The 24,579-nt window shown below is 69.6% G+C and carries 16 protein-coding genes; 3 read left to right on the top strand and 13 right to left on the bottom strand.

Annotated features, from left to right (window positions below):
- Positions 1-139: 139 nt before the first annotated feature.
- Positions 140-3,022 carry a vitamin B12-dependent ribonucleotide reductase gene (locus G3I19_RS02770; RefSeq protein WP_164259065.1) on the bottom strand — a complete coding sequence of 961 codons (2,883 nt, stop codon included), beginning with the start codon at positions 3,020-3,022 and terminating at the stop codon, positions 140-142.
- 125 nt (positions 3,023-3,147) lie between these two features.
- Entirely contained in the window at positions 3,148-3,660 is a 513-nt protein-coding gene (gene nrdR / locus G3I19_RS02765; RefSeq protein ID WP_164259063.1) for a transcriptional regulator NrdR, read from the bottom strand.
- A 631-nt stretch (positions 3,661-4,291) separates the two neighbouring features.
- On the opposite strand from nrdR, the gene lexA reads away from it, so the two are divergent.
- Complete coding sequence (gene lexA / locus G3I19_RS02760; protein ID WP_164259061.1) at positions 4,292-5,086, top strand: transcriptional repressor LexA; 795 nt, start codon at positions 4,292-4,294, stop codon at positions 5,084-5,086.
- Between the two features lie 154 nt (positions 5,087-5,240).
- On the opposite strand, the gene G3I19_RS02755 is transcribed toward lexA, so the two are convergent.
- The 5 genes from G3I19_RS02755 to G3I19_RS02735 form a co-directional block, all read right to left on the bottom strand.
- Positions 5,241-7,211 carry an ATP-dependent DNA helicase gene (locus G3I19_RS02755; protein ID WP_164259059.1) on the bottom strand — a complete coding sequence of 657 codons (1,971 nt, stop codon included), beginning with the start codon at positions 7,209-7,211 and terminating at the stop codon, positions 5,241-5,243.
- A 38-nt stretch (positions 7,212-7,249) separates the two neighbouring features.
- Positions 7,250-9,055, bottom strand: coding sequence for an IucA/IucC family siderophore biosynthesis protein (locus tag G3I19_RS02750; RefSeq protein WP_343234964.1), 1,806 nt, complete (start codon positions 9,053-9,055; stop codon positions 7,250-7,252).
- Between the two features lie 125 nt (positions 9,056-9,180).
- Complete coding sequence (locus G3I19_RS02745; RefSeq protein WP_343234963.1) at positions 9,181-9,909, bottom strand: GNAT family N-acetyltransferase; 729 nt, start codon at positions 9,907-9,909, stop codon at positions 9,181-9,183.
- A gap of 38 nt (positions 9,910-9,947) precedes the next feature.
- Complete coding sequence (locus G3I19_RS02740) at positions 9,948-11,891, bottom strand: IucA/IucC family protein (protein ID WP_343234962.1); 1,944 nt, start codon at positions 11,889-11,891, stop codon at positions 9,948-9,950.
- 43 nt (positions 11,892-11,934) lie between these two features.
- On the bottom strand, positions 11,935-13,395 hold the full coding sequence (locus G3I19_RS02735; RefSeq protein WP_164259053.1) for a diaminobutyrate--2-oxoglutarate transaminase family protein: 1,461 nt from the start codon (positions 13,393-13,395) through the stop codon (positions 11,935-11,937).
- A gap of 324 nt (positions 13,396-13,719) precedes the next feature.
- On the opposite strand from G3I19_RS02735, the gene G3I19_RS02730 reads away from it, so the two are divergent.
- Together G3I19_RS02730 and G3I19_RS02725 are read left to right on the top strand one after the other, a co-directional pair.
- Positions 13,720-14,940: a hypothetical protein gene (locus tag G3I19_RS02730; RefSeq protein WP_164259051.1), complete on the top strand. Its 1,221-nt coding sequence runs from the start codon at positions 13,720-13,722 to the stop codon at positions 14,938-14,940.
- A gap of 96 nt (positions 14,941-15,036) precedes the next feature.
- Entirely contained in the window at positions 15,037-16,218 is a 1,182-nt protein-coding gene (locus G3I19_RS02725; RefSeq protein WP_164259049.1) for a hypothetical protein, read from the top strand.
- A 166-nt stretch (positions 16,219-16,384) separates the two neighbouring features.
- Here the strand turns inward: G3I19_RS02725 and hflX are convergent, their stop codons facing one another.
- The 6 genes from hflX to miaA all read right to left on the bottom strand — a co-directional run bounded on the left by hflX (position 16,385) and on the right by miaA (position 24,375).
- Positions 16,385-17,902, bottom strand: coding sequence for a GTPase HflX (gene hflX / locus G3I19_RS02720; protein ID WP_164259048.1), 1,518 nt, complete (start codon positions 17,900-17,902; stop codon positions 16,385-16,387).
- Between the two features lie 148 nt (positions 17,903-18,050).
- Positions 18,051-19,532: a M1 family metallopeptidase gene (locus G3I19_RS02715; protein ID WP_164259046.1), complete on the bottom strand. Its 1,482-nt coding sequence runs from the start codon at positions 19,530-19,532 to the stop codon at positions 18,051-18,053.
- A gap of 106 nt (positions 19,533-19,638) precedes the next feature.
- Positions 19,639-21,783 carry an HD domain-containing protein gene (locus G3I19_RS02710; protein WP_164259044.1) on the bottom strand — a complete coding sequence of 715 codons (2,145 nt, stop codon included), beginning with the start codon at positions 21,781-21,783 and terminating at the stop codon, positions 19,639-19,641.
- Positions 21,784-21,922: 139 nt separating this feature from the next.
- Complete coding sequence (gene dapF / locus G3I19_RS02705; RefSeq protein WP_164259042.1) at positions 21,923-22,822, bottom strand: diaminopimelate epimerase; 900 nt, start codon at positions 22,820-22,822, stop codon at positions 21,923-21,925.
- A gap of 46 nt (positions 22,823-22,868) precedes the next feature.
- Positions 22,869-23,330, bottom strand: coding sequence for a hypothetical protein (locus G3I19_RS02700; protein WP_164259115.1), 462 nt, complete (start codon positions 23,328-23,330; stop codon positions 22,869-22,871).
- Between the two features lie 106 nt (positions 23,331-23,436).
- The gene (gene miaA / locus G3I19_RS02695) at positions 23,437-24,375 is read right to left on the bottom strand and encodes a tRNA (adenosine(37)-N6)-dimethylallyltransferase MiaA (protein ID WP_164259040.1); all 939 of its coding nucleotides are present in this window, start codon (positions 24,373-24,375) and stop codon (positions 23,437-23,439) included.
- Positions 24,376-24,579: the final 204 nt, after the last annotated feature.

The raw sequence follows: 24,579 nt of genomic DNA, 5'->3' as shown, positions 1-24,579 counted from the left end.
TCGCAGCGACAAGCCCTCGACGCGGCAGCGCTTTGCATCAAACACAACAGCCAGGCGTCACATGCGCCGAAGGCGGTGGAGCCTCAAGACCGACTCCACCGCCCTGACCAGGCAATCTATGCCTCAGCGGTGCCCAGAATCAGCTGCAGCCGCTGGTCGAACCGCATCCCTCGCAGAGGTAGCAGCTGCCCGCACGGCGCATCTTCGTACCGCAGGAGAAGCAGAGCGGGGCATCGGCGTTCAGGCCCAGCGTGATCTCCATCAGTTCCGTCGAGTTGTGCGCCTGCTTGGGAGCGGGCACCTCCGCAGCGGCCTCCGGCTGCGGTGAAGCCGCCTTCGGCGCCTCGGCCTGGCGCGGTGCGGACTGGGACAGGCCCTCCACATCGACGTCGTCGTCGCCCGGCTCGTACGACCCGGTGTCCAGGTGACGCTGGCGCTCCGCCGCCGAGTGGATGCCCAGCGCGGAACGCGTCTCGAAGGGCAGGAAGTCGAGCGCCAGACGGCGGAAGATGTAGTCGACGATCGACTGCGCCATCCGCACGTCGGGGTCGTCCGTCATACCGGCAGGCTCGAAGCGCATGTTGGTGAACTTCGAGACGTACGTCTCCAGCGGGACGCCGTACTGCATACCGACCGAGACCGCGATCGAGAAGGCGTCCATCATGCCCGCGAGGGTGGACCCCTGCTTGGACATCTTCAGGAAGACCTCACCGAGACCGTCGTCCGGGTAGGAGTTGGCGGTCATGTACCCCTCGGCGCCACCCACCGTGAAGGAGGTGGTGATGCCGGGACGGCCCTTCGGCAGGCGCTTGCGGACCGGACGGTACTCGATGACCTTCTCGGTCTTCGGCTCCGCCTTCTCGGCGTCGTCGGCGGACTTGGACTTGGCCGAGAGCGGCTGGCCGACCTTGGAGTTCTCGACGTAGACGGCGAGCGCCTTGGTGCCGAGCTTCCAGCCCTGGAGGTAGATCTCCTCGACGTCCTCGACCGTGCTGGACGCCGGCATGTTGACCGTCTTGGAGATGGCACCGGACAGGAACGGCTGAGCGGCCGCCATCATCCGCACGTGCCCCATGGGAGCGATGGAGCGCTCGCCCATGGCGCAGTCGAAGACCGAGTAGTGCTCCAGCTTGAGGCCGGGGGCGTCGACGACATTGCCGTGGTCGGCGATGTGGGCGACGATCGCCTCGACCTGCTCCGGCTGGTAACCGAGGCGCTTGAGGGCCTTGGGGACCGTGTTGTTCACGATCTGCATCGAGCCGCCGCCGACGAGCTTCTTGAACTTGACCAGGGCCAGGTCCGGCTCGACGCCCGTGGTGTCGCAGTCCATCATCAGGCCGATGGTGCCGGTCGGTGCCAGCACCGACGCCTGCGCGTTGCGGAAACCGTTCTTCTCACCGAGGCGCAGAACGTCCTGCCATGCCTCAGTGGCAGCGGCCCAGACCGGGCTGTCCAGGTCATCGGTGCGCTTGGCCGACGCGTTGGCGTCCGAGTGCTGCTTCATGACGCGCTTGTGGGCGTCCGCATTGCGGGCGTAACCGTCGTACGGGCCGACGACCGCGGCGAGCTCCGCGGACCGCTTGTACGAGGTACCGGTCATCAGCGAGGTGATGGAGCCGGCCAGTGCGCGGCCGCCGTCACTGTCGTACGCGTGGCCGGTCGCCATGAGGAGCGCGCCGAGGTTGGCGTAGCCGATGCCCAGCTGACGGAAGGCGCGGGTCGTCTCGCCGATCTTCTCGGTGGGGAAGTCGGCGAAGCAGATCGAGATGTCCATCGCGGTGATGACCAGCTCGACGACCTTGGCGAAGCGCTCGGCGTCGAACGACTGGTTGCCCTGGTCGTCGTCGCGCAGGAACTTCATGAGGTTGAGCGAGGCGAGGTTGCACGACGAGTTGTCCAGGTGCATGTACTCGCTGCACGGGTTGGACGCGGTGATCCGGCCCGTCTCGGGCGAGGTGTGCCACCGGTTGATGATGTCGTCGTACTGGATCCCGGGGTCGGCACAGACGTGCGCGGCCTCGGCCATCTTGCGGAAGAGCGCCTTGGCGTCGACCTTCTCGATGACCTCGCCGGTCATGCGCGAGCGCAGGCCGAACGGGGAGCCGGACTCGACCGCGTGCATGAACTCGTCGTTCACGCGGACCGAGTTGTTCGCGTTCTGGTACTGGACGGACGTGATGTCGTCGCCGCCGAGGTCCATGTCGAAGCCCGCGTCGCGCAGGGCGCGGATCTTCTCCTCCTCCTTCACCTTGGTCTCGATGAAGGCTTCGACGTCCGGGTGGTCGACGTCGAGGACGACCATCTTGGCCGCGCGGCGGGTGGCACCGCCCGACTTGATCGTTCCCGCGGAGGCGTCGGCCCCGCGCATGAAGGAGACCGGACCCGACGCGTTGCCGCCGGAGGAGAGCAGCTCCTTGGAGGAGCGGATACGGGAGAGGTTCAGGCCGGCGCCCGAGCCGCCCTTGAAGATCATCCCCTCTTCCTTGTACCAGTCGAGGATGGACTCCATGGAGTCGTCGACCGACAGGATGAAACAGGCGCTGACCTGCTGGGGCTGAGCCGTGCCGACGTTGAACCAGACCGGCGAGTTGAAGCTGAAGACCTGGTGGAGCAGCGCGTACGTGAGCTCGTGGTCGAAGAGCTCGGCGTCCGCCGGGGAGGCGAAGTAACCGTTCTCCTCGCCGGCCTTGCGGTACGTCTTCACCACACGGTCGATGAGCTGCTTGAGGCTGTTCTCACGGTTGTCCGCGCCGACAGCTCCGCGGAAGTACTTGCTGGTGACGATGTTGACCGCGTTCACCGACCAGAAGTCGGGGAACTCGACGCCACGCTGCTCGAAGTTGACCGAGCCGTCGCGCCAGTTGGTCATGACGACATCGCGGCGCTCCCAGACGACCTCGTCGTACGGATGCACACCGGGAGTGGTGTGGATGCGCTCGCTGCGCAGCCCCTGCCGATTAGCAGCCGCCTTGGCGCCCTTCGTACGGGAACCTCGTGCCGGGCCGCTCGCCGTCTCTGTCATGCCGCCTCCCATATGCGGGCTAAAACGCCCAAAAGTGCCCAGTTCTTCCCATGGCACTGTGTCTGTCTGACACCTGTGGCGCAGGAAGCACCACAGGCAGGTCTCTGTCCGCCTGCCCCGGAGGGTCAGTCGGTGGCAGTGGCGGGCACGGGGACCGCGGGGGCCCCTCCGCACTCGCATCCCACTGCGGGGGGCTGCGCGTCGCGGAGTTCCGCGATGGCGGCCTCGAAGTCTTCGAGCGAGTTGAAAGCCCGGTAGACGGACGCGAAGCGCAGATACGCGACAAGGTCGAGTTCCTGCAACGGGCCGAGTATGGCCAGCCCGACGTCGTGAGTGGTGAGCTCGGCGCCCCCGGTGGCGCGCAGCGCCTCCTCGACCTGCTGGCCGAGTTTGGCGAGGGCGTCCTCGGTGACCGGCCGTCCCTGGCACGCCTTCCGCACGCCCGAGATGACCTTCGTACGGCTGAACGGTTCGGTGACCCCGCTGCGCTTGATCACCATCAGCGAAGCCGTCTCGACCGTCGTGAAACGGCGGGAGCAGTCGGGACACTGCCGGCGCCGCCGGATCGACGTGCCGTCGTCCGTGGTGCGGCTGTCGACGACGCGGCTGTCAGGGTGCCTGCAGAAGGGGCAGTGCATGGTTCCCGAGCCTCCTTCGCGGTACGACTGAATAGCCTCGCCGGGGCCGGATCGAGCCCCTCGAAGCAGCACCAAGCATAGGCGATGACCCGGGACGCGAGGGACCAGGGACCACAACTTCTGGGCGGCTGTTTCAATCCAACCACTAGATCTGGGGTTCAGCTCCGCTTTCACAGCAGCGCGTGTCGCACCCGGCCGCCGAGCAGTCCGGCTCGCAAGAGGGTACGGGAAGCGCTTCGGCGGCCGGATCCCGGCCCTCCCGGAAGTCACCGGCCGACAGCACCCCAGGAGGGACGGCACAGGAGGGGCAGCGACGGGCGGCCGCGACCGGAGTACGGACGGCGACCGAGCGATTCCCGGGTTGCGACACTCGGGACCGGCCACCCCGCGGCCGGACCCGCAGCTCCGGACACCAGCGGCGGACGGTACCGTAATCGACCGAATTGCCTTTCGGCAGGACGGGATCACCTTTCGGCCCCGGTTTCGACCGCGACTGTCGCTCATACACCCGCTACCACGCTCATGTGAAGGATATTTCATTTTTTCACTCGAACGTGTGTTTGGCGCAACCTTTCGAAACCCACTACCGTTGTCCAACCAGGGAGAGAACATCTCGAGAGGGGCCGACGACGTGACCACGACCGCAGACACCGCCACCATCACCGCCCAGGACCGTTCGCAGAACCGACTCGAGCCGGTGCATGCCATGAATGACGCAGCCACGGACCCGGAGGGCCAGCTGCCCCCGCGCCCCACACGCTCGCTGCCCGGACGGCCTCCCGGTATCCGGGCGGACAGCTCAGGGCTCACGGACCGGCAGCGGCGGGTGATCGAGGTGATCAGGGACTCCGTGCAGCGGCGTGGGTATCCGCCGTCGATGCGCGAGATCGGTCAGGCGGTCGGGCTGTCCAGCACCTCGTCCGTCGCCCATCAGCTCATGGCCCTGGAGCGCAAGGGCTTCCTGCGCCGGGACCCGCACCGTCCCCGGGCGTACGAGGTCAGGGGCTCGGACCAGCCGAGCACCCAGACCACCGACACCACGGGCAAGCCCGCCGCGTCGTATGTGCCGCTGGTCGGCCGGATCGCCGCCGGTGGGCCGATCCTGGCCGAGGAGTCGGTCGAGGACGTCTTCCCGCTCCCCCGGCAGCTGGTCGGCGACGGCGAGCTCTTCGTCCTGAAGGTCGTGGGCGACTCCATGATCGAGGCCGCCATCTGTGACGGCGACTGGGTCACGGTGCGCCGCCAGCCCGTCGCGGAGAACGGCGACATCGTGGCGGCCATGCTGGAAGGCGAGGCCACGGTCAAGCGCTTCAAGCGCGAGGACGGCCATGTCTGGCTGCTGCCGCACAATGCCGCCTACCAGCCGATCCCCGGTGACGAAGCCACCATCCTCGGCAAGGTGGTGGCTGTGCTCCGACGCGTGTGAGTACCGCGTCGGCCCTGGACAGGGCTCCGGAACTCACTGCGCCGGTTCCGGGGCCCTGCTTTCTCCGGAGGACCCCTTTCTCCGGACCTCATTTTCCCCGCGCGTCTGGTCCGCGCACCCTACTGACGGCTGCTGACCATTCCGCTGCTGACCACTACTGGCCGGTCTCCTTGGCCACCGCGTCGATCGCGGCCAGTGACCGACGGACCTGATTACGGTCCGTGGTGAACCAGAAGTCGGGCAGCGAAGCCCTCAGATAGCTGCCGTAGCGCGCGGTGGCCAGCCGGGGATCCAGCACCGCGACGACACCGCGGTCCCCCATTGCCCTGACCAGCCGGCCGGCGCCCTGCGCCATGAGCAGAGCGGCATGCGTCGCGGCAACGGCCATGAACCCATTGCCACCGCCCTCCTCGACCGCCTTCTGCCGCGCGCTCATCAGCGGGTCGTCCGGGCGCGGGAAGGGAATACGGTCCATCACCACGAGCTGGCAGCTGGGCCCCGGCACATCGACTCCCTGCCAGAGCGACAGCGTTCCGAAGAGGCAGGTCTCCGGGTCGGCCGCGAAATTCTTGATCAGCTCACCGAGTGTCTCCTCGCCCTGGAGCAGCACTCGCCTGTCCTGCCTGCTGCGCAGCTCCTCGGCGGCTGCCTGCGCGGCCCTCATGGACGAGAAGAGACCGAGCGTGCGGCCGCCCGCCGACTCGACCAGTTCAGCGAGCTCGTCCAGCATGTCCGTACGCGATCCCTCCCGGCCAGGTGCCGAGAGGTGTTTGGCGACATACAGAATGCCTTGCTTCGCATAGTCGAAGGGCGAGCCGACATCCAGGCCCTTCCACTGCGGGGCGTCCTCCCCTTCCGTGCCCTCGGGGGAGAGTCCGAGCGAAGCACCCACCCCGTTGAAATCGCCGCCGAATTTCAGCGTCGCCGAGGTGAGGACCACCGAGCGCTCGGCGAAGAGCTTCTCCCGGAGCAGCCCCGAAACGGAGAGCGGAGCGACCCGCAGCGAAGCGCCGAAACGGTCATGACGCTCGTACCAGACGACGTCGTACTCCGATCCGAGAGTGATCCGCTCGGCGACATCGTGGATGGACTCGACGGACGCCAGTGCCTGCTTCCGTACGACGTCCTCGTCCTGCACGGACTTGTCCCGGGTGGCGCCGATGGCCGAGATGACCGTTCGGGCCGCGTCCCGCAGGGACATCAGCGCATATCCGAGGTCCTCCGGGATCTCCTCAAGCCGGCCGGGGAGCGCCAGCTCCATCACCCGTTCGAAGGTCTCGGAAGCGGTCTGGAGCGAGTCCGCCGCTTTCTCGTTGACGAGCTTCGCAGCACGCCTTACAGCCCTGTTGACCTGGCCCGGAGTGAGCTCGCCCGTGGCGACTCCGGTGACCCGCGAGACCAGCTCATGGGCCTCGTCCACGATCAGCACCTCGTGCTGCGGGAGGACCGGCGCGCCCTCGATCGCGTCGATGGCAAGCAGGGCGTGGTTGGTCACGACGACGTCGGCGAGCTTGGCCCGCTCGCGCGCCGCCTCGGCGAAGCACTCGGCGCCGTAGGCGCATTTGCTCGCCCCGAGACATTCCCGCGAGGAGACCGAGATCTGGCCCCAGGCACGGTCGGAGACGCCCGGAGTGAGATCGTCACGGTCGCCCGTCTCCGTCTCGTCCGCCCAGTCCCGCATACGCAGCAGGTCCTGGCCGAGCTTGCTGGTGGGCGCAGCCGCCTCGAACTGGTCGAACAGCCCGTCGTCCTCTTCCTGCGGCACGCCCTCATGGAGGCGGTGCAGACACAGGTAGTTCGACCGCCCCTTCAGCATGGCGAACTGAGGCCGCCGCCGCAGCAGTGGGTGCAGGGCTTCGACCGTACGCGGGAGGTCCCGCTCCACGAGCTGCCGCTGGAGTGCGAGCGTCGCGGTGGCCACCACGACGCGCTCACCGTGGGCCAGCGCGGGGACCAGATACCCCAGCGACTTTCCGGTACCGGTGCCGGCCTGGACCAGCAGGTGGGCGTTGTCGTCAACGGCTTCGGCAACAGCCTCGGCCATGGTGACCTGGCCGGGCCGCTCCGTACCGCCCACAGCGGTGACGGCGGCGTGCAGGAGCTCGGGGAGGGAGGGCTTCGTCATAGCGGAACCACCCTACGGTGCAGCACTGACAATCGGGGTCACACCTCGTGCAGAGGGTTGGCGACCGTCCCGTGCACGGCGGCGTGCGGCCGGTTCGGACGGTCGCGGTAGCCGTCGAGGTGGAGCCGGTTGCGGTTCAGACAGAGCCGCTCGATCCGCGCGGTCAGCAGGTCGAAGGTCTCGTAGCGTTCCTTCAGCTCGGGGAAGCGGGCTTGATGGCGGAGGATCTCAGCACGTACCAGCCGCCAGAATTCAGCCTCCGGCACTCCTAGTTGATCTTCGCAGAGGGGCGCGAGGTACCGGAACACCCCGATGAAGAGTCCGGAGTGGATGAACTGCGTCAGGAAGGCCGGTTCCTCGGTCAGCAGGACGTCCCGGACATCGTCGGGCATCGCGTCGTGCTCCGGGAGCGGCTCGGCGCTGATGTTGACGTCGTCGACGAAGTCCTTGATCGCCAGCCGGACCGGGACATCGTGGCTGTCGAAGACGACGATGGCGTTCTCACCGTGCGGGGAGAAGACCGTGCCGTAGCGGTAGAGGAAGCGCAGCAGCGGAGGAAGCAGCGCGGCGAAGAGCCGCCCGAGCCAGACGGTGGGTGCGAGTCCCGACCTGGCGACGAGCTCCGCGGTGAAGGAGCGTCCCTGGACGTCGGTGTGCAGCAGGGAGGCGAGCGTACGGGCCCCCTCACCGGCGGCCAGCTGCACGCCGAGCGGCTCACGCCAGATGGCGCCGAGGAGTTCCCGGTACTGGTACGGGACTTCGGGGAGCTGGTCGTACAGCGGGTGCTCCACCGCGACGGACGCGACTTCTCCCAGCAGGATGACCCCGCACTCGTCGCGCAGGAACGCGTCGCTGTCCCGCAGCCCCTGGACCCAGGCGGTGACGGCCGGAGCGGCGAGCGTGCGCTCGGTGGGGAGACCGCGCCAGACCAGGGTGTTGAGGATGGACAGCGGCAGTTTCACGGTGTGCCGCTCGGGGTGTGCCAGGTTGAGGAAGGTGCGGATGGACTGCTGCGGCAGACGGGGATCGGTATCGGCGTGGAGTGGGACGATCCGGTGGTGGGCGATGGCCGGCGCATAGAGGGGGAGGATCACTTCGTCCCACTGCCAGGGGTGCACGGGGAGGTAGAGATATCCGTCCGGGTCCAGCCCACGGGCCCTTAACTCGGCGGCGAAGGACTCCCGGACGCCGGCGTCGAGTTCCCGCCGGTAGAGCCGGTCGGGCGTGGCGAGCCCGGTGACGCCCCGGTACTGCGCGAGGTCCGTGCTGACCGCGATCCACGGCAGCCGGGCGGGCCTGCGGGACTCGGGGGTCCAGCGGGCGGCGTCGGCGGCCGAGAATCCGATCCGGCCCTTGTTGAGAACGAGCCACGGGTGGCCGGTCTGATGGCCTTCCAGCTGCGCGTAGTCGAGTTCGGCGAGTTCGGCGGCGGAGAGCGCGGTGTGGTCGATGCGCGCGTCGGCGGCGAGAGTGGTGGTGAGCTCACGGACCAGGTGCCCGAGCGTCGCTCCGTCCAGTTCGAGGAGCCTGCGGGCCAGGACGAGGAAGCGGAGCGGGTCGCTGAAGGGTTCGCCCTGGAGCGCGATGGTGTCGGGGTCGATGTGCCAGTGCCCGTAGGCGCCACGCCGGGCCCGGAAGGTCAGCGGCAGGTCGTCGTCGAGCGTGAGCGTGTGATGACCGCCGGTCCGCGCCACCGGCTCGACGATCTCCTCGTAGGCGAAGGCGCTGAGCATCTTGGCGAGAAGGCGGCGGGCCGCGCGGTCCCAGTTCTCGGGGTTCAGCTCGGCGGGGGCGAGCAGCTTCGGTTCTGCTTCGGAGTCGAAGCCAGCAGACGGGTTCAGCACGGGGACTCCTCGGGGTGGAACCGATTCGGGGCGGGCGGTGTATCAAAAGCAGCAGGTCGTCAGGGGCAGGGATGTACGGACAGGAGCACGGGGTGTTTTCGCTGCGGGTGGTCGTCGGGAGCTGTTCACATCAGGTCGCGGAAGGCGCGGTCGCGGATCATCAGGGCCGCCCGTTTGTCGGGGAGGTCGACTTCGGCCGCATAGCGGAATCCAGCGCCGAGAAAGGCCGATACGGAAGGGGTGTTGCGCAGGTCGGGCTCGGCCACGACCCGGGGGCATTGGGGGCGGTTGTCCAGTACGAGGTCGGAAACGGTACGCAGCAGGGTGGTGCCGGTGCCTCGCCCGCGGTCGGCGACGCCACCGATCAGCAGGTGCAGACCGGTGTCGTGGGGGCGGGCCGGATAGTGCCGGGCGAGCGGATCGAGGTCGGCGCGGTAGATCTCCCAGTAGCTCATCGGGGTGCCTTGGAGCACTCCGAGGCAGGGGACGCTCCGGCCGTCGCCGTCCAGCTGGGGACGCAGGTGCGCGCGGGTGACGGACTCGGGGCCCGAGAGTTCCCAGAAGGCGGCGACGGCGGGGTCGTTCATCCAGTGGCTGAGGAGAGAGAGGTCGCGTTCGATGTCCACGGGCACGAGCTGGAAGACGCCTACCGGGGTGGAGACGGGCTTCCAGGCACCGGGGCCGTCCAACAGCTCGCCTCCCGGGGGGCTGGGGTCGACGGGCCACGGGTCCCCGGTGCGCAGCAGCGACAGCAGATCCTCGGGCAGCTGCAGATCGAGGGTGTCCTCGGCCCCGTCGTCGGTCCGCGGGACAGGTTCTGACCCGGTGTCGGTGCTCGCATCCGTGGAGGGCACGGCCACGCTCCTCTTTCTCTGCTCAGCTATCGGTCGGGTCATGCCCCAGTGGGGTGAAGGGGGTTGGAGAGACGGACGTATACGGACTGGGTGTCGACCGGACCGACGAGTTCGTCGAGCCCGTGGAGCCGGGTCAGCAGGTTGGCTTTGGTACGCAGGACGGGGGTGTCCAGAAGTTGAGCGGGCAAAGGAGAACCGAGTGCGGTCGCCCGGGCGAGGAACTGCCGAAAGGCCGCGATCAGCAGCCGCTCGTCGGCGAGTTGCTGGGAGCCGAAAGCGCCGATCAGTCCGAAGACGTTGTTGATGGCGAGGTAGTAGGCGAAGCGTTCGTCGGTGACGTCGTCGGCCACGAATGTGTCGCTGACGGCCCCGATGCCGGGAAGGCGCTTCTCCAGCGCAGTGCGGTGGGACTCCCGGAAGTAGTAGCCCTGGTTGTCGCGGTAGCGGCCGCCGACGGGCCAGCCTCCGGGGCCGAGGATGACGATGGTGTTCTGCTGATGGGCTTCGAGTGCGATGCCCGCGGTGCCGTCCAGCCACAGCACCGGGCGTACGACGTGGTCGAGATAGCGCAGGAACCACTCGGTGGCGACAGCTCCGGTGGACCGCCCGGTCCTGGCTGCGAGCGCGGTCACGATGTCGGCGAGACGCGAACGCATGGCGGCTGCGCCGGGGCGGGGGTGGACCGCGGTGAGACCGGCGACGCAGACGGCGTCGTCGTTGACACCGAACGGATTGTGGCGCAGGACGACATCGAAGCCGGGAAGCGGTTCGCCCTCAGGGGTGTTCACGGCCAGCCAGGCCGGATCACGGATGATGTCGAAGCCGGGGTGGGCCGCCTGCCATTCCCCGCCGAGGCCGCTGCGCAGGACCCGGTGGACCTCCACCCCGCGGTGGAGTTCTTTGCGGAGGTTCTCCCGGCGGGAGTTGGTGATGCGGACCCTCAGGGACAGCTTCAGCATCGCTTCGCCGCCCGGCCTGTGGACGGTGCGTACGGACGAGGTGGGATACCAGCGGTCGCCGTGCCGGCCGAGGTCGTGCAGCAGGCCCGCGTCGAGGAGGGAGGCCACCGCGGGCCGGTGGGCCAGGTCCCGGGCCTGCCAGGGGTGGAGCGGCAGCAGGGCCGTGTTGTCGGGGTGCTGGACACCGCCCGAGAGCCGGGCGGTCAGCCGGGCGGCGGGCAGGGTGCGTCCTCCCTCGGTCCACGCCGAGTCCTGCGCGAGTACGGACCGGTCGACTGCCATCCAGTGCAGGGCGAAGGAGCCGTGCAACTCGGGAGAGTACAGGCTGAATTCGGCGTCCGAGAGACCCTCGCGGCTCTTCGGTGTGGGGTGCAGCGGGTGGCCGAGCAGGAGAGACTGCTCGGCGGTGAGGAAGGGGTCCGCCTCACTGGACGGCTCGGGGCTCCGGCGGCGCTCCGTGATGAAGACGGCGGTCCGGTTCACCGAGTCGGCGACCCTGCCGACGAGTTCGGTGCTGTCGCTCTGTCCGGCCTCCCTGCCGAGCAGAGCGGCGACGGTGACGGCGTCGGCGCGTGGTGCGCCGATCGATCCGCCCTCGATCACCGGCTTGCCGAACCGGTGCCAGCCGGTGACCGACCAGTACAGGACAGGGACGAGCAGCGCGATACCACTGGCGTTCAGGGGGATGCGCAGGGTGCGCCCGGTGGGCGCGGACAGGTTCTTCTCCCGCACCCAGCAGCGGAGCAGGTTCTCCACGGCCGCGGCTTCGGCGGCCGCGCTGGGATCGGGTGCGTCGACGGGGTCCTCGAAGAGACCGGGTGCCGGGTGACCGTCCGGGGTACGGTCCGCCCTCATCTGGCGCGGCACCGTTTCCGGGCCGGCCGAGAGCGAACCGGTCGACACCGGGCCGACGGTGAGGGCGTCGGCCCGGGACGGGTGGGCCGACAGCGGACCTGCCGCACGGCTGTTGGGGACTGCGGGGTCACCGGTCTCGGGGGCATCGGGGTCGGGCGTGGGGTTCACGGGTGCTTCCTTGCGCGGCCGGGGGGAATGGGGGGAGGTGGCTTCAGTGCGGGACACGTTTTTCACGACGGCCATGGATGGCGCGTTCGGCGGCGGACAGGGCATCGGCCAGCCGGTCCAGAACCGCCTCCGCCTGCTCGTCGGTGAGGGTGAGGGGAGGCAGCAGCCGCACGACGCTTGTGTGACGGCCGCCGAGTTCGACAATGAGCCCCCTGGCCAGACACTCCCGCTGCACGGCGGCCGCGACCACGTGGTCAGCAGGCGAGGGGCCCGCGGCGCCGGGGCCCGGGGGATGCGCGACGCCTGCGGCCTCGGTGGCTTCGGTGGCCTCCAGGGCCTCTATGGCTTCGGCGGATTTGGTCCTACCGGCGGTTTCCGGGTCGACGAACTCCAGGCCGATCATCAGGCCCCGGCCGCGGACGTCCCCGATGACCGGGTGGTCGGCGGCCAGACCCCGCAGCCTGGCGATCATTCGCGCGCCCAGGTCGGCTGCTCGCTCGGCCAGGCGGTTCTCACGGACATGGGCGAGGGTCGCGGCACCGGCGGCCATGGCGAGCTGATTGCCGCGGAAGGTACCCGCGTGGGCTCCGGGCTCCCAGCAGTCCAGTTCCGAGCGGTAGACGATGACAGCGAGCGGGAGGGAACCGCCGATGGCCTTGGACATCACCATCACGTCGGGCACGATTCCGCTGTGCTCGACGGCCCAGAAGGCACCGGTGCGGCCGACCCCGGTCTGTACCTCGTCCGCGATGAGCGGAATGGACCGGTCGGCGGTGATCTTCCGCATCCGGCGCATCCAGCTGTCCGGTCCGGGGATCACCCCGCCCTCGCCCTGCACCGGTTCGAGGATCATCCCGGCCGGCTGCACGGCTCCGCTCCTGGGATCGTCGAGCAGATTCTCGGTCCAGTCAGCGGCGAGCTCCGAGCCGAGGGCGCCGCCGACGCCGAACGGGGAGCGGTAGTCCTGCGGATACGGAAGCCGGGTCACCCGCGCATCGCGGGCTCCGCCGGACACCGCAAGCGCACCGGCCGTCATACCGTGGCAGGCACCGGTGAAGGCGAGGATCCCGCTGCGGCCGGTGGCTGTGCGGACGAGCTTGAGAGCCGCTTCCACCGCGTCCGTACCGGCCGGACCGCAGAACCGAACCCGGGCTCGGTCCGCGAAGGCGCGCGGCAGTGTCTCGAACAGCTCTGTGATGAAAGCGTCCTTGACCGGCGTTGCGAGATCCAGCACCTGCAGGGGCGCTCCCGAGTCGATCACCTTCTTGATCGCTTCGAGGACGACCGGATGGTTGTGCCCGAGCGCCAGGGTCCCCGCCCCGGACAGGCAGTCGAGATAGCGGCGCCCGTCCGCACCCTCGATGGTCAGCCCGCGGGCGCGTACCGGAACGATCGGCAGCGACCGCGCGTAGGTGCGGGCCGCGGATTCACGCATCGACTGCCGGCGCAGGATCCCCGCATGCGCTGTCGTCACCGCCGACGGTGCGGTTTCGGTCACGGCCACTGCTGTCGGTCCTCCCGCTGTACGGATCAGCCGTGGCGCCGCTCGTCACACGACCGTCGCCCCGGCACTGAACGCAGCCCAAAGGCCCCCCGTCCGTACCAACGACGAAGTCGCCCGGGAATCACGGCCGGGCTGGAAGGTCATTTGGGCGGCGGAACCACTGCCCTGCCTTATGCCGTCCACATCGGCACCGGCATAGTGGGGCCCGCACTTTGGTCCCGCACAGTTCCACAGTGCCGAAATCCGTTGTTCCGGATGTTCCGAAGTCCGGCTCCGGAGTCCCAGCCCGGAGTCCCAGTCCGAAGTACCAGGGGGAATCACCACATGCGATCGCTACGCCCGACTTCCACCGAACGCCGCGGGAGGCGCGCATCACGGCGAACCCTCCCCGCCATGGCCGCGGTTGGCCTCACGGCGGCTCTCGCCCTGACCGTGACCGCCTGTGGTCCCGGCGACGACAACGCGAGCAACAAACCGGCTGCCACCACGTCGTCGTCCTCGGACGGCAAGGTGGTCATACCGGACAACGTGCGGAACGCGCTCAAGAAGCACGGCATCGATCTGGACAAGTGGAAGCACGGCGAGTGGAAGGACTGGAACAAGGACAAGTGGCTGCGTGAGGCGCAGGACTTCGTCAATCCGGTCATCTCCGGGCTCTGGGACCCGTCCAGGATGCGGCACGCCTCCAAGCCCCCGGAGAAGCCCGTCGACAACGACATCTCGGGTGACAAGGGGGTGACCGACCCGACTCCGTCGCCGGTGACCGCGCAGGGCGTGAACGCGCCGTACCACCAGAGCATCCCTGAGGCGGGCAAGGTCTTCTTCGACAGCCCCGAGGGCTCGATGGTCTGCTCCGCTACGGTCGTGGAGGACCCCGCACACCCCGGGAAGTCCAACCTGGTGTGGACGGCCGGTCACTGCGTGCACGCCGGCAAGAAGGGCGGCTGGTACCGGAACATCGCCTTTGTTCCCTCGTACAACAACAGCGGTGAGTCCGCCGCCCAGTTGCAGAACGCCAAGAAGGAGGAAGTCGCCCCGTACGGCGTCTTCTGGGCGGACTGGGCCCAGACCTCCGAGCAGTGGATCAACGACGGCGGCCCCACCGGCGGCCAGGGTGCCCCGTACGACTTCGCGGTTCTGCACGTCACTCCGGAGAAGGGCAGCACCAAGTCCCTGGAGGAGACGGTCGGTGGCGCGCTTCCGGTGAACTTCAACGCGCCTGCCGTGCCCAAGATCCCGAGCCTGACGGCGACCGGTTACCCCGCTGCGCCGCCGTTCGACGGCCAGAAGCTGTTCCAGTGCTCCGACCGGCCGGGCCGTCTCTCGCTGTCGGCTGCCGACCCGACGATGTACCGCGTCGGGTGCACCATGACCGGCGGTTCCTCCGGCGGTGGCTGGATCGCCAAGGGCGCCGACGGCAAGCCCGCGCTGGTGTCCAACACCTCCATAGGCCCGGTGACCGCAGGCTGGCTGGCGGGTCCGCGCCTCGGCAAGGTGGCCAAGGGTGTCTACGACTCGGTCAGCAAGAAGTACGCGGGCCAGTAGACGCGGCCCCGGTTCCACACCTGCACGCAGGTGTCCCGCCAACCGGTGTCAGGCAGACAACGACAACGTTCATGCACCATCAGGGGGAACAGCTCCATGCGATCCATCCGTCCGATACTGACCGCTACCGGGGTGGCCGCAGCCCTTGCGCTGACGGCCACCGCGTGTGGCGGCGGTGACGACAAGGCGGCTGCTCCGGCGGCCGACAGCTCCTCGGCGTCCACGGCGGCACCGGCGTCGTCCGGTGCCGACGCCGCGGCCGGTGTGGCGGACGCTCTCAAGCGCCACGGCGTCGATCTGGCGAAGTGGAAGAGCGGCCAGTGGAAGAACTGGGACAAGGACAAGTGGCTCCGTGATGCCAAGGACTTCGCCAATCCGGTGATCAAGGGGCTGTGGAAGCCCGACCGGATGAAGACGGCCAAGGATCCGCAGAAGACCATGGCCTACGGCGACAGTTCGGGCGATCAGAACGTGACCGACCCCGAGCCCGCCCCGGTCAAGGCCCAGGAGGAGAAGCGCCCGTACCACCGGTACGCGGCGCCCGTCGGGAAGGTCTTCTTCGACTCCCCCGAAGGCTCCATGGTCTGCTCGGGCACGGTCGTCAAGGACCCGGAGCACCCGGGCAAGTCCAATCTGGTGTGGACGGCCGGTCACTGTGTCCACGCGGGCGGCAAGGGCGGCTGGTACCGGAACATCATGTTCGTGCCGTCCTACAACGACCAGGGCAAGTCGGTCGCCCAGCTGCGGAACGCGCAGCCGCAGGAGGTCGCCCCGTACGGCGACTACTGGGCGGACTGGGCCATGACGTCCAACGCCTGGATCAAGGACGGGGGCCCCGCCGGCGGCCAGGGAGCGGCGTACGACTACGCCCTGCTCCATGTGAAGCCGGAGAACGGGGGCAAGTCCCTGGAGGAGACCGTCGGCAATGCGCTGACGGTCGACTTCAACGCCCCCGCGCCCAGCGGCATCTCCGCGATGGGCGCCTGGGGTTACCCGGCGGCCCCGCCGTTCAACGGGCAGCTGATGAACAAGTGCGTCGACCGGCCGGGCCGGCTGTCCGTCGGTCCCGGTACACCGGCGATGTGGCGCATCGGCTGCACCATGACCGGTGGTTCGTCGGGCGGTGGCTGGTTCATCGCCGGCCCTGACGGCAAGTCGGAGCTGGTCTCCAACACCTCCATAGGTCCGGTCACCTCGGGCTGGCTGGCGGGCCCGCGGCTCGGCCAGGGTGCGGAGCAGCTCTACCGGGCGATGAGCGACCGGTACGCGAACCAGTAAGGGCGCGCCGGCTGTACGGTCGGCGGTCCACCGGCCGTACAGCCGGCAATGGGCGAGGGCCCGTCGTTCCCCCGAGGGGAGAACGACGGGCCCTCGGCCGTTGTGCGTACGGGCGGACGCACCGCAAGCTCCGCGGCGCGCCGGAGCGGAGCGCTCCTGGCGTGCGTCAGGAAGCCACGGGTACGTAGGGCGCCAGATCGGCGGCCAGTTCCTCGTGCACCAGTGCCTTCAGCAGAGTGCCCTCCGGGGTGTGCTCCTCGGAGATGACCTCGCCGTCGGAGTGCGCACGGGCGACGAGCTGTCCGTGTGTGTAGGGCACGAGCACCTCCACCGCGACCTGCGGCCGGGGCAGCTGTTCGTCGATCAGCGCGAGCAGTTCGACGATGCCCTGTCCCGAGCGGGCCGACACCGCGATGGCGCGGCGCTCGATGCGCAGCAGCCGCTGCAGGACGAGGGGGTCGGCCGCGTCCGCCTTGTTGATCACTACGATCTCCGGCACATCGGTGGCCCCGACCTCCCTGATCACCTCGCGTACGGCTGCGAGCTGCTCCTCCGGAGCCGGGTGCGCACCGTCCACCACGTGCAGGATCAGGTCGGACTCGCCGACCTCCTCCATGGTGGAGCGGAACGCCTCGACCAGGTGGTGCGGCAGATGCCGGACGAATCCGACGGTGTCCGCGAGCGTGTAGAGCCGTCCGCTCGGTGTCTCGGCCTTGCGGACGGTCGGGTCCAGGGTGGCGAACAGGGAGTTCTCCACCAGCACCCCCGCGCCCGTCAGCCGGTTCAGCAGGGAGGACTTGCCGGCGTTGGTGTACCCGGCGATAGCGACCGACGGCACCCTGTGGCGCTTGCGTTCCTGGCGCTTGATGTCGCGCCCGGTCTTCATCTCCACGATCTCCCGGCGCATCTTCGCCATCTTCTCGCGGATCCGGCGCCGGTCCGTCTCGATCTTGGTCTCACCGGGACCACGCGTGGCCATACCGCCACCGCCGCCCGCACCGGCGCCGCCCATCTGCCGGGAGAGCGACTGGCCCCAGCCGCGCAGCCTGGGCAGCATGTACTGCATCTGCGCGAGTGCGACCTGCGCCTTGCCCTCCCGGGACTTGGCGTGCTGGGCGAAGATGTCCAGGATCAGCGCCGTGCGGTCCACGACCTTGACCTTGACGACGTCTTCCAGGTGGATCAGCTGGCCGGGGCTGAGCTCACCGTCACAGACCACGGTGTCCGCGCCCGATTCGAGCACGATGTCCCGCAGCTCCTGCGCCTTGCCCGACCCGATGTAGGTGGCGGGGTCCGGCTTGTCCCGGCGCTGCACCACGCCGTCGAGGACGAGCGCGCCCGCTGTCTCTGCGAGGGCCGCCAGCTCCGCGAGGGAGTTCTCCGCGTCCTGTGCGGTGCCCGAGGTCCAGACGCCGACCAGCACGACGCGCTCCAAGCGCAGCTGCCGGTACTCGACCTCGGTGACGTCTTCGAGCTCGGTGGAGAGACCGGCCACCCGCCGGAGGGCGGCGCGCTCCGAGCGGTCGTACTGATCGCCGTCCCGCTCACCGTCGATCGAGTGGCTCCAGGCGACGTCCTCTTCCATCAGGGCATCGGCCCGAAGGCTCTCGTTGAAGCTCTGGGCTTCGTGCTCGTGCGCTTCCTGCTCGTGCGCGTCCTGGGAAGTGGAAGAAGAGGAGGTCATTGGATCCTTACGTCGAACCGGTAGAAAGTTTCGTTCGTCAGTCACAACGCGTGACGGCCGCCGATGATTCCCTGAGGCCGCACCGGGTCCGCCAGCGCCGCCGACGCGTCGATAGTGACATGGTGCGCTCACGTCCGTCACCCGGGTTTCAGCCCTTGTGCGCCTTCGTAGGCGGGGCGGCGCTCTGCTTCGACGGCGCGGCGCTGCGCCAGTCCGGGTGGCCCGGCATGGGCGGGGTCTTCTTCCCGTACAGCCAGCCCCGGAAGAATCCCGAGAGGTCGCGTCCTGACACCCGTGAGGCGAGTGCGGCGAAGTCGGCGCTGGTGGCCGACTTGTCGCGGTAGTCGCTGACCCAGCCGTGCTCCACCGCCGAGAAGGCTGCCGCGCCGATCTCCTGGCGCAGCGCGTAGAGCACGAGCGCGCTGCCGTCGTAGACCACCGGGCGGAAGATGCTGATCTTCTGCCCCTGCACGGGGGGCTTGGGAGCGGCCGGCGGGCCGTCGCTCGCCCGCCAGCCGTCGGACTGGCGGTAGGCGTCGCGCATCCGGGTGTCCAGCGGCTTCCCGTCGTGCTCGTCCGCGTAGAGCGCTTCGTACCAGGTGGCGTGGCCCTCGTTCAGCCAGAGATCGGACCAGCTGTGCGGCGAGACGCTGTCGCCGAACCACTGGTGGGCGAGCTCATGGACCATGACGGAGTCGACGTACCACTCCGGGAAGGACTCCCCGGTGAACATCCGCCGTTCGAAGAGCGACAGGGTCTGGGTCTCCAGCTCGAAGCCGGTGTCCGTGTCGGCGATGAGAACCCCGTACGTCTCGAAGGGGAAGCGTCCGGCCTTCGACTCCATCCAGGCCAGCTGGGCGGGTGTCTTCCGCAGCCAGGGTTCGAGTTTCTTGCGGTCGGCCGCCGGTACGACGTCGCGGACCGGCAGTCCGTGCGGGCCGGTCCTGTGGAGGACGGCCGAGTCCCCGATCGACACCTGGGCCAGTTCGGTGGCCATGGGGTGACGGGTGCGGTAGGTCCAGGTGGTGCGCCCGGCCCGGGTGGTGCGCGGTCCCGGCAGGCCGTTGGCGACGACGGTCAGTTTCCGCGGCGCGGTGATCCGGAAGGTGAAGAACGCCTTGTCGCTGGGGTGGTCGTTGCAGGGGAAGACCCGGTGGGCGGCGTCCGCCTGGTTGGCCATGGCCAGACCGTCGGGGGTCCTGATCCAGCCGCCGTCCGCCGCGCCGCGCGGGTCGCTGGTGTGCCGCACGGTGATCCGCAGCGGGCGTCCGGCGCCGACCGCGCTGCGCGGGGTCACGACCAGGTCCTCGTCGGCGGAGGCGAAGCCGGCCCGCCTGCCGTTCACCTCCACGGAGTGGACGGTGCCGCGGGCGAAGTCGAGGTTGATGCGCCGCAGTGACGCCGTGGTCCTGGCGTCGATCGTGGTGACGGCCTCCAGCGGTCTGGTGTTGCTGCCGGGGTAGGTGAGGCCGATGTCGTACGAGAGGACGTCATACCCCGGGTTGCCCAGGTGTGGGAAGAGCGGGTCGCCGATACCGAGGGGGACGGGTGCGGGCAGCGTGGCGGCGACGAGGGTCGCCGATGCGGTCGCGAGCAGCACGGCTCGCGTGCGCCGGGAGATGAACAGCATGGACTACGGCTATCAGCCCCTGCCGCGCAGGCCCCGGCGCAGCGCGCCGGGCCACCCGAACGTGTCGTCAGGCGGTCGTGCCGACGGGCGCCGGGCGGGATACCGGTCAGGCGGTGGCGGGGTGCTGGGCGCGGCTCACGTCGTAGACGCCCGGCACGTCCCGCATGGTGCGCATCAGGGCGGGGAGCCCGGCCGCGTCCGGGAGTTGCAGCGTGTAGGTGTGGCGTACGCGTTGCTCGGACGGCGGTTCCACGGTGGCCGAGACGACCGCGACACCCGCTGTCGCGATGGCCTCGGTGAGGTCGGCGAGCAGCTGCGGCCGTCCGAATGCCTCGGCGACCAGGGTGACTCTGCAGTCGCCCGTCGCACCCCAGTTGACCTCGACGGGCGGCCGCCCCAGGGACAGCATCCTGGTCACCGAAGGGCACCCTTCGCGGTGGACGGTGACGGCGCCGCCCCGCACGGTGAATCCGGTGACGGCGTCGGGCGGCACCGGCGTACAGCAGCCGGCCAGCCGTACTGTCGCGTTCGGCACGCCCACGACGGCTCCGGCGGCCGCTCTGCGCATCGCCCCGCCGGTCACCGATGCGCTCGGCCTGGGTGCCGCCGCGGGCACGGCGGTGCCTTCCGGGTGGGCGTCGAGCCAGCCGGTGATCGCGATGCGCGCGGCCGGGGTGCGTACGTGGCCGAGCCAGTCGGGTGAGGGCCCGGACGCGGTGTCCTCGGCGAGCAGCAGCTGGACCGTGTCGCCGTCGCTGAGCACCGTACTGAGCGTCGCCAGACGGCCGTTGACCCGGGCGCCGATGCAGGCGTGTGCCTTCTCGCCGTGCTGGGCGTAGGCGGCGTCCACACAGCTCGCCCCCGCGGGCAGGCCGAGGGTGCCGCCGTCGGCCCTGAAGACCGTGATCTCCCGGTCCTGCGCGAGGTCGGCGCGGAGGGTGGACCAGAACGTGTCGGGGTCGGGCGCCGACTCCTGCCATGCGAGGAGCCTGGAGAGCCAGCCGGGACGGGTGGGGTCGGCGCGTTCGCCGTCCGTGGTGCCGGCGGCGGCGCGGGCGATGGTGGCGGCGGACTGCGGGCCGTCGAGCGGCACGTACGGGTTGCCGAGCGCGACGACCCCGGCCTCGGCGACCTTGTGCATCAGGTGGGTGCGGATGAGGACTTCGGCGACGTCCCCGCCGGGCGTGGCGACGGCTGTGTGCAGCGACTGGTAGAGGTTGAACTTGGGCGAGGCGATGAAGTCCTTGAACTCGGAGACGACCGGTGTGAAACAGGTGTGCAGCTCGCCCAGTGCTCCGTAGCAGTCGGCGTCCTCACCGACGAGCACCAGGAGCCGGCCGAAGTCGGTGGGGCACAGCTCGCCGCGTTTCGTCCTGACCCGGTGGACGGAGACGAAGTGGCGTGGCCTGATGAGGACTTCGGCGGCGATGCCCGCGTCCCTCAGGACCCTTCTGACGTCGTCGGCGATGACGGCGAGCGGGTCGGCGGCCGCGTCCTGGGCGGCGATGAGGGCACGGGTGATCTCGTACTCCGCCGGGTGCAGGATCGCGAAGACCAGATCCTCCAGCTCGGTCTTGAGCGCCTGTACACCGAGCCGTTCGGCCAGCGGGATCAGGACGTCACTGGTGACCTTGGCGATCCTGACCTGTTTCTCGGGGCGCATCACGCCGAGCGTGCGCATGTTGTGCAGCCGGTCGGCGAGCTTGATCGACATGACCCGGACGTCGTCGCCGGTGGCCACCAGCATCTTGCGGAAGGTCTCGGGCTCGGCGGCGGCCCCGTAGTCGACCTTCTCCAGTTTGGTCACGCCGTCGACCAGATAGCAGACCTCGTCGCCGAATCCCGCACGCACCTGATCGAGCGTCACCTCGGTGTCCTCGACGGTGTCGTGCAGGAGCGATGCGGTCAATGTGGTGGTCTCGGCGCCGAGTTCGGCGAGGATCAGGGTCACCGCGAGGGGATGCGTGATGTAGGGCTCGCCGCTCTTGCGCATCTGACCGCGGTGGGACGTTTCAGCAAGGACGTACGCCCGGCGCAGGACGGCGAGGTCCGCATCGGGGAAGTGCGCCCGGTGCGCGTCGGCGACATGGCCGATGGCATCGGGCAGCCCGCCGCGCGAGGCGGGCCCGAACAGTGCTGCACGGCCCAGTCTGCGCAGATCGATGCGGGCGCGGCCGCGTCTGCGGCCCGGGTTGTCCACCGGACGGGTCTCCGGGGACGCACCGTTGGGGCTGGCGGCCTCTGCACTCATGGCACCTCCGGCAGTGTCGACCGGCGGTGGACTGGCTGCGACTGGGCGCTCCGGGCCGGTGCTTGATGCTACCGAGCCCACCACGTGGTGCCCGCCCGCTCCCGCCCAGCGTGAAACGGATCACCCATTCGAGCGAAGTCTAGGAGGGGGCCGTTTCCGTTTCCCCGCGTGAAAGGGCGGTCTCCCTGAACAGGCCGTCGATGGTGCCCTCGGCGACGATCACCGCGGGGCCCGTCATCTCGATCCCGCCGTCCGGCAGCTCCGTGATCACCAGACGTCCGCCGGGGAGGTCGACGGTGTACGTGACGGGCTCGCCGGTGAGCGCGGGGTCGGTGCCGTCCCTGCGGGCCGCAGCGACAGCGACGGCGCAGGCGCCCGTACCGCAGGACCGGGTCTCGCCGGAGCCGCGCTCGTGCACCCGCATGGCGACGTGGCGTTCGCCCCGGTCCACGACGAACTCGACGTTGACACCGTCCGGGTAGACGGACGCGGGCTCGAACTGCGGTACGGAGAGCAGGGGTCCGGCGTCGTCCAGGTCGTCGACGAAGGCGACGGCGTGCGGATTGCCCATGTTCACGTTCAGCGCGGGCCAGGCCCGGTCGCCGACCGTGACGGTCACCCCGTCGGCGGGGAGCACGGCCCGGCCCATGGAGACGGTGATGTCGCCGTTCTTCGCGAGGTGGACCCGCTTCACTCCGCCGCGCGTCGCGATGGCCAGGCCCCCGTCCTCCACCAGTTGGGCGCGCTGGAGGTACCGGGCGAAGACACGGACGCCGTTGCCGCACATCTCGGCGGTGGATCCGTCTCCGTTGCGGTAGTCCATGAACCACTCGGCCTCGCCGGCCATCGCCTGGGCCTCCGGGTGCGCGGCTGACCGTACGACGTGCAGCAGGCCGTCGCCGCCGATCCCCGCCCGGCGGTCGCAGAGCACGGCGACGGCGGACGCGGACAGGTCGATGACGTTGTCCGGGTCGGGGACGATCACGAAGTCGTTCTCGGTCCCGTGGCCCTTGAGGAAGGCGATCTGCGAGGTGGTCACCCCGCCATCGTACGAGGTGGGCCCGGACCGGGGCGGCCGGGTGCGCTCAGCGCAGCCGGGCCACGCGCCCCACGGCGAGCGCCACGATCACACAGAAGGCCAGGACGTAGAGGCCGGCCATCCGCCAGTCGGGGCGCGCCCCCGAGCCTCTGGCGGGCAGACCGGGCCAGGTGTAGCCGACGCGGCGGGCCGCCATCATGCCCCAGCCCGCGGCGCAGCAGCTGATCAGCAGCCCGAGCATGGCGACCACCGGGCCGCCGTCACCGAACTCGAAGGCGAGCGGGAACGCGAACATCAGTGATCCGACGGCGGCCAGCACCACGATCGGGGCGAGCTGCCAGATGCGCAGCCTGCGCTGCGGCCGCAGTTCGACCTCGACCTCGGGGGCCGCATCGGAGATGTCCTGGGCGTCGGGTCCGTCGGGGCTGAGCCGCGGGCCCTCTTCGGGGTGTCCCGGGGCGTCGGCACGTTCCACGTCGCGTTCGCTGTCGCGAGGGCCGGCCTCCATCGCCACACGCCCTCCCCACTCGGACTCCACTGTCGATCGCAAATCGATGATGGCACGCCCCCCGACCGCGAACTGACGGGCTGAGCGTCCCGATGCCATCACGTGATCAGGCTGTGACCGCCCGTTCGACCAAGGCCAGCGCCCGCCCGGGAAGTTCCGTCCGGTCGGCGGCCGCGCCGCTGAGCCAGTGCACCCGTGGATCACGCCGGAACCATGAATCCTGGCGGCGCGCGAAGCGCTTCGTGGCGCGCACGGTCTCGGCGCGCGCCTCGTCGTCGGTGCACTCCCCCGCGAGCGCCGCGAGCACCTGCTGGTAGCCGAGGGCGCGCGATGCGGTGCGCCCCTCGCGGAGCCCGTGGGCCTCCAGCGCGCGGACCTCGTCCACCAGGCCGGAGTCCCACATCCGGTCGACGCGCAGGGCGATACGTTCGTCCAGCTCGGGGCGGGCGACGTCGACGCCGATCTGCACCGTGTCGTAGACGGGGTCGGGGCCCGGCAGATTGGCGGTGAAGGGTTTCCCGGTGATCTCGATGACCTCCAGGGCCCGGACGATCCTGCGGCCGTTGCTGGGCAGGATCGCCACAGCGGCCTCCGGGTCGGCGGCGGCCAGCCGGTCGTGGAGCGCTCCGGGGCCGTGCCGCTCCAGCTCCTCCTCGAGCCGTGCCCGTACGCCGGGGTCGGTGCCGGGGAACTCCAGCGCGTCGATGGCCCCGCGGACATAGAGCCCGGAGCCCCCCACCAGGACCGGCGTCCGGCCCGCGGCGAGGAGCCGGTCGATCTCCGCACGGGCGAGCCGCTGGTACTCGGCGACGCTGGCCGCCTCGGTCACGCTCCAGATGTCCAGGAGGTGGTGCGGGACACCGCCGCGCTCTTCCAGGGTCAGCTTGGCGGTGCCGATGTCCATGCCCCGGTAGAGCTGCATGGAGTCGGCGTTGACCACCTCGCCGTCGAAATGCCGGGCGATGGCGACGCCCAGATCGGACTTTCCGGCCGCGGTGGGACCGACGACGGCGATGACCCGCGCTGCGGGAGCTGCACTTCTCACAGGCTCAGTCTCGCAAACCCGGGGGCCTGTCCCCGAATGAGTTACGTGACGGCCGGGTGCCCGGATTCGTTTCCTCTTCCGAGGTTCCGGCCGGCGGCTTTCGACCGGTGGCCCCGGTCGGCGCAATCAGGCGCTCCGGGCGGCGAGGAATTTCGCTCACACGAGTACGTTATGGAGTGAATATGGGTATTTTTGCAGTGTTTC

This window comes from Streptomyces sp. SID10853 (assembly GCF_010548145.1).
GTDB lineage: Bacteria > Actinomycetota > Actinomycetes > Streptomycetales > Streptomycetaceae > Streptomyces.
This window is presented reverse-complemented; position numbering and strand designations above follow the sequence as displayed.

Bases quoted from the DNA above. Each gene is read 5' to 3' on its own strand.
- G3I19_RS02770 (WP_164259065.1), bottom strand. From the start codon at position 3,022: ATGACAGAGACGGCGAGCGGCCCGGCACGAGGTTCCCGTACGAAGGGC.
- nrdR (WP_164259063.1), bottom strand. From the start codon at position 3,660: ATGCACTGCCCCTTCTGCAGGCACCCTGACAGCCGCGTCGTCGACAGC.
- G3I19_RS02755 (WP_164259059.1), bottom strand. From the start codon at position 7,211: ATGACGAAGCCCTCCCTCCCCGAGCTCCTGCACGCCGCCGTCACCGCT.
- G3I19_RS02730 (WP_164259051.1), top strand. From the start codon at position 13,720: ATGCGATCGCTACGCCCGACTTCCACCGAACGCCGCGGGAGGCGCGCA.
- G3I19_RS02725 (WP_164259049.1), top strand. From the start codon at position 15,037: ATGCGATCCATCCGTCCGATACTGACCGCTACCGGGGTGGCCGCAGCC.
- hflX (WP_164259048.1), bottom strand. From the start codon at position 17,902: ATGACCTCCTCTTCTTCCACTTCCCAGGACGCGCACGAGCAGGAAGCG.
- G3I19_RS02715 (WP_164259046.1), bottom strand. From the start codon at position 19,532: ATGCTGTTCATCTCCCGGCGCACGCGAGCCGTGCTGCTCGCGACCGCA.
- G3I19_RS02710 (WP_164259044.1), bottom strand. From the start codon at position 21,783: ATGAGTGCAGAGGCCGCCAGCCCCAACGGTGCGTCCCCGGAGACCCGT.
- G3I19_RS02700 (WP_164259115.1), bottom strand. From the start codon at position 23,330: ATGGAGGCCGGCCCTCGCGACAGCGAACGCGACGTGGAACGTGCCGAC.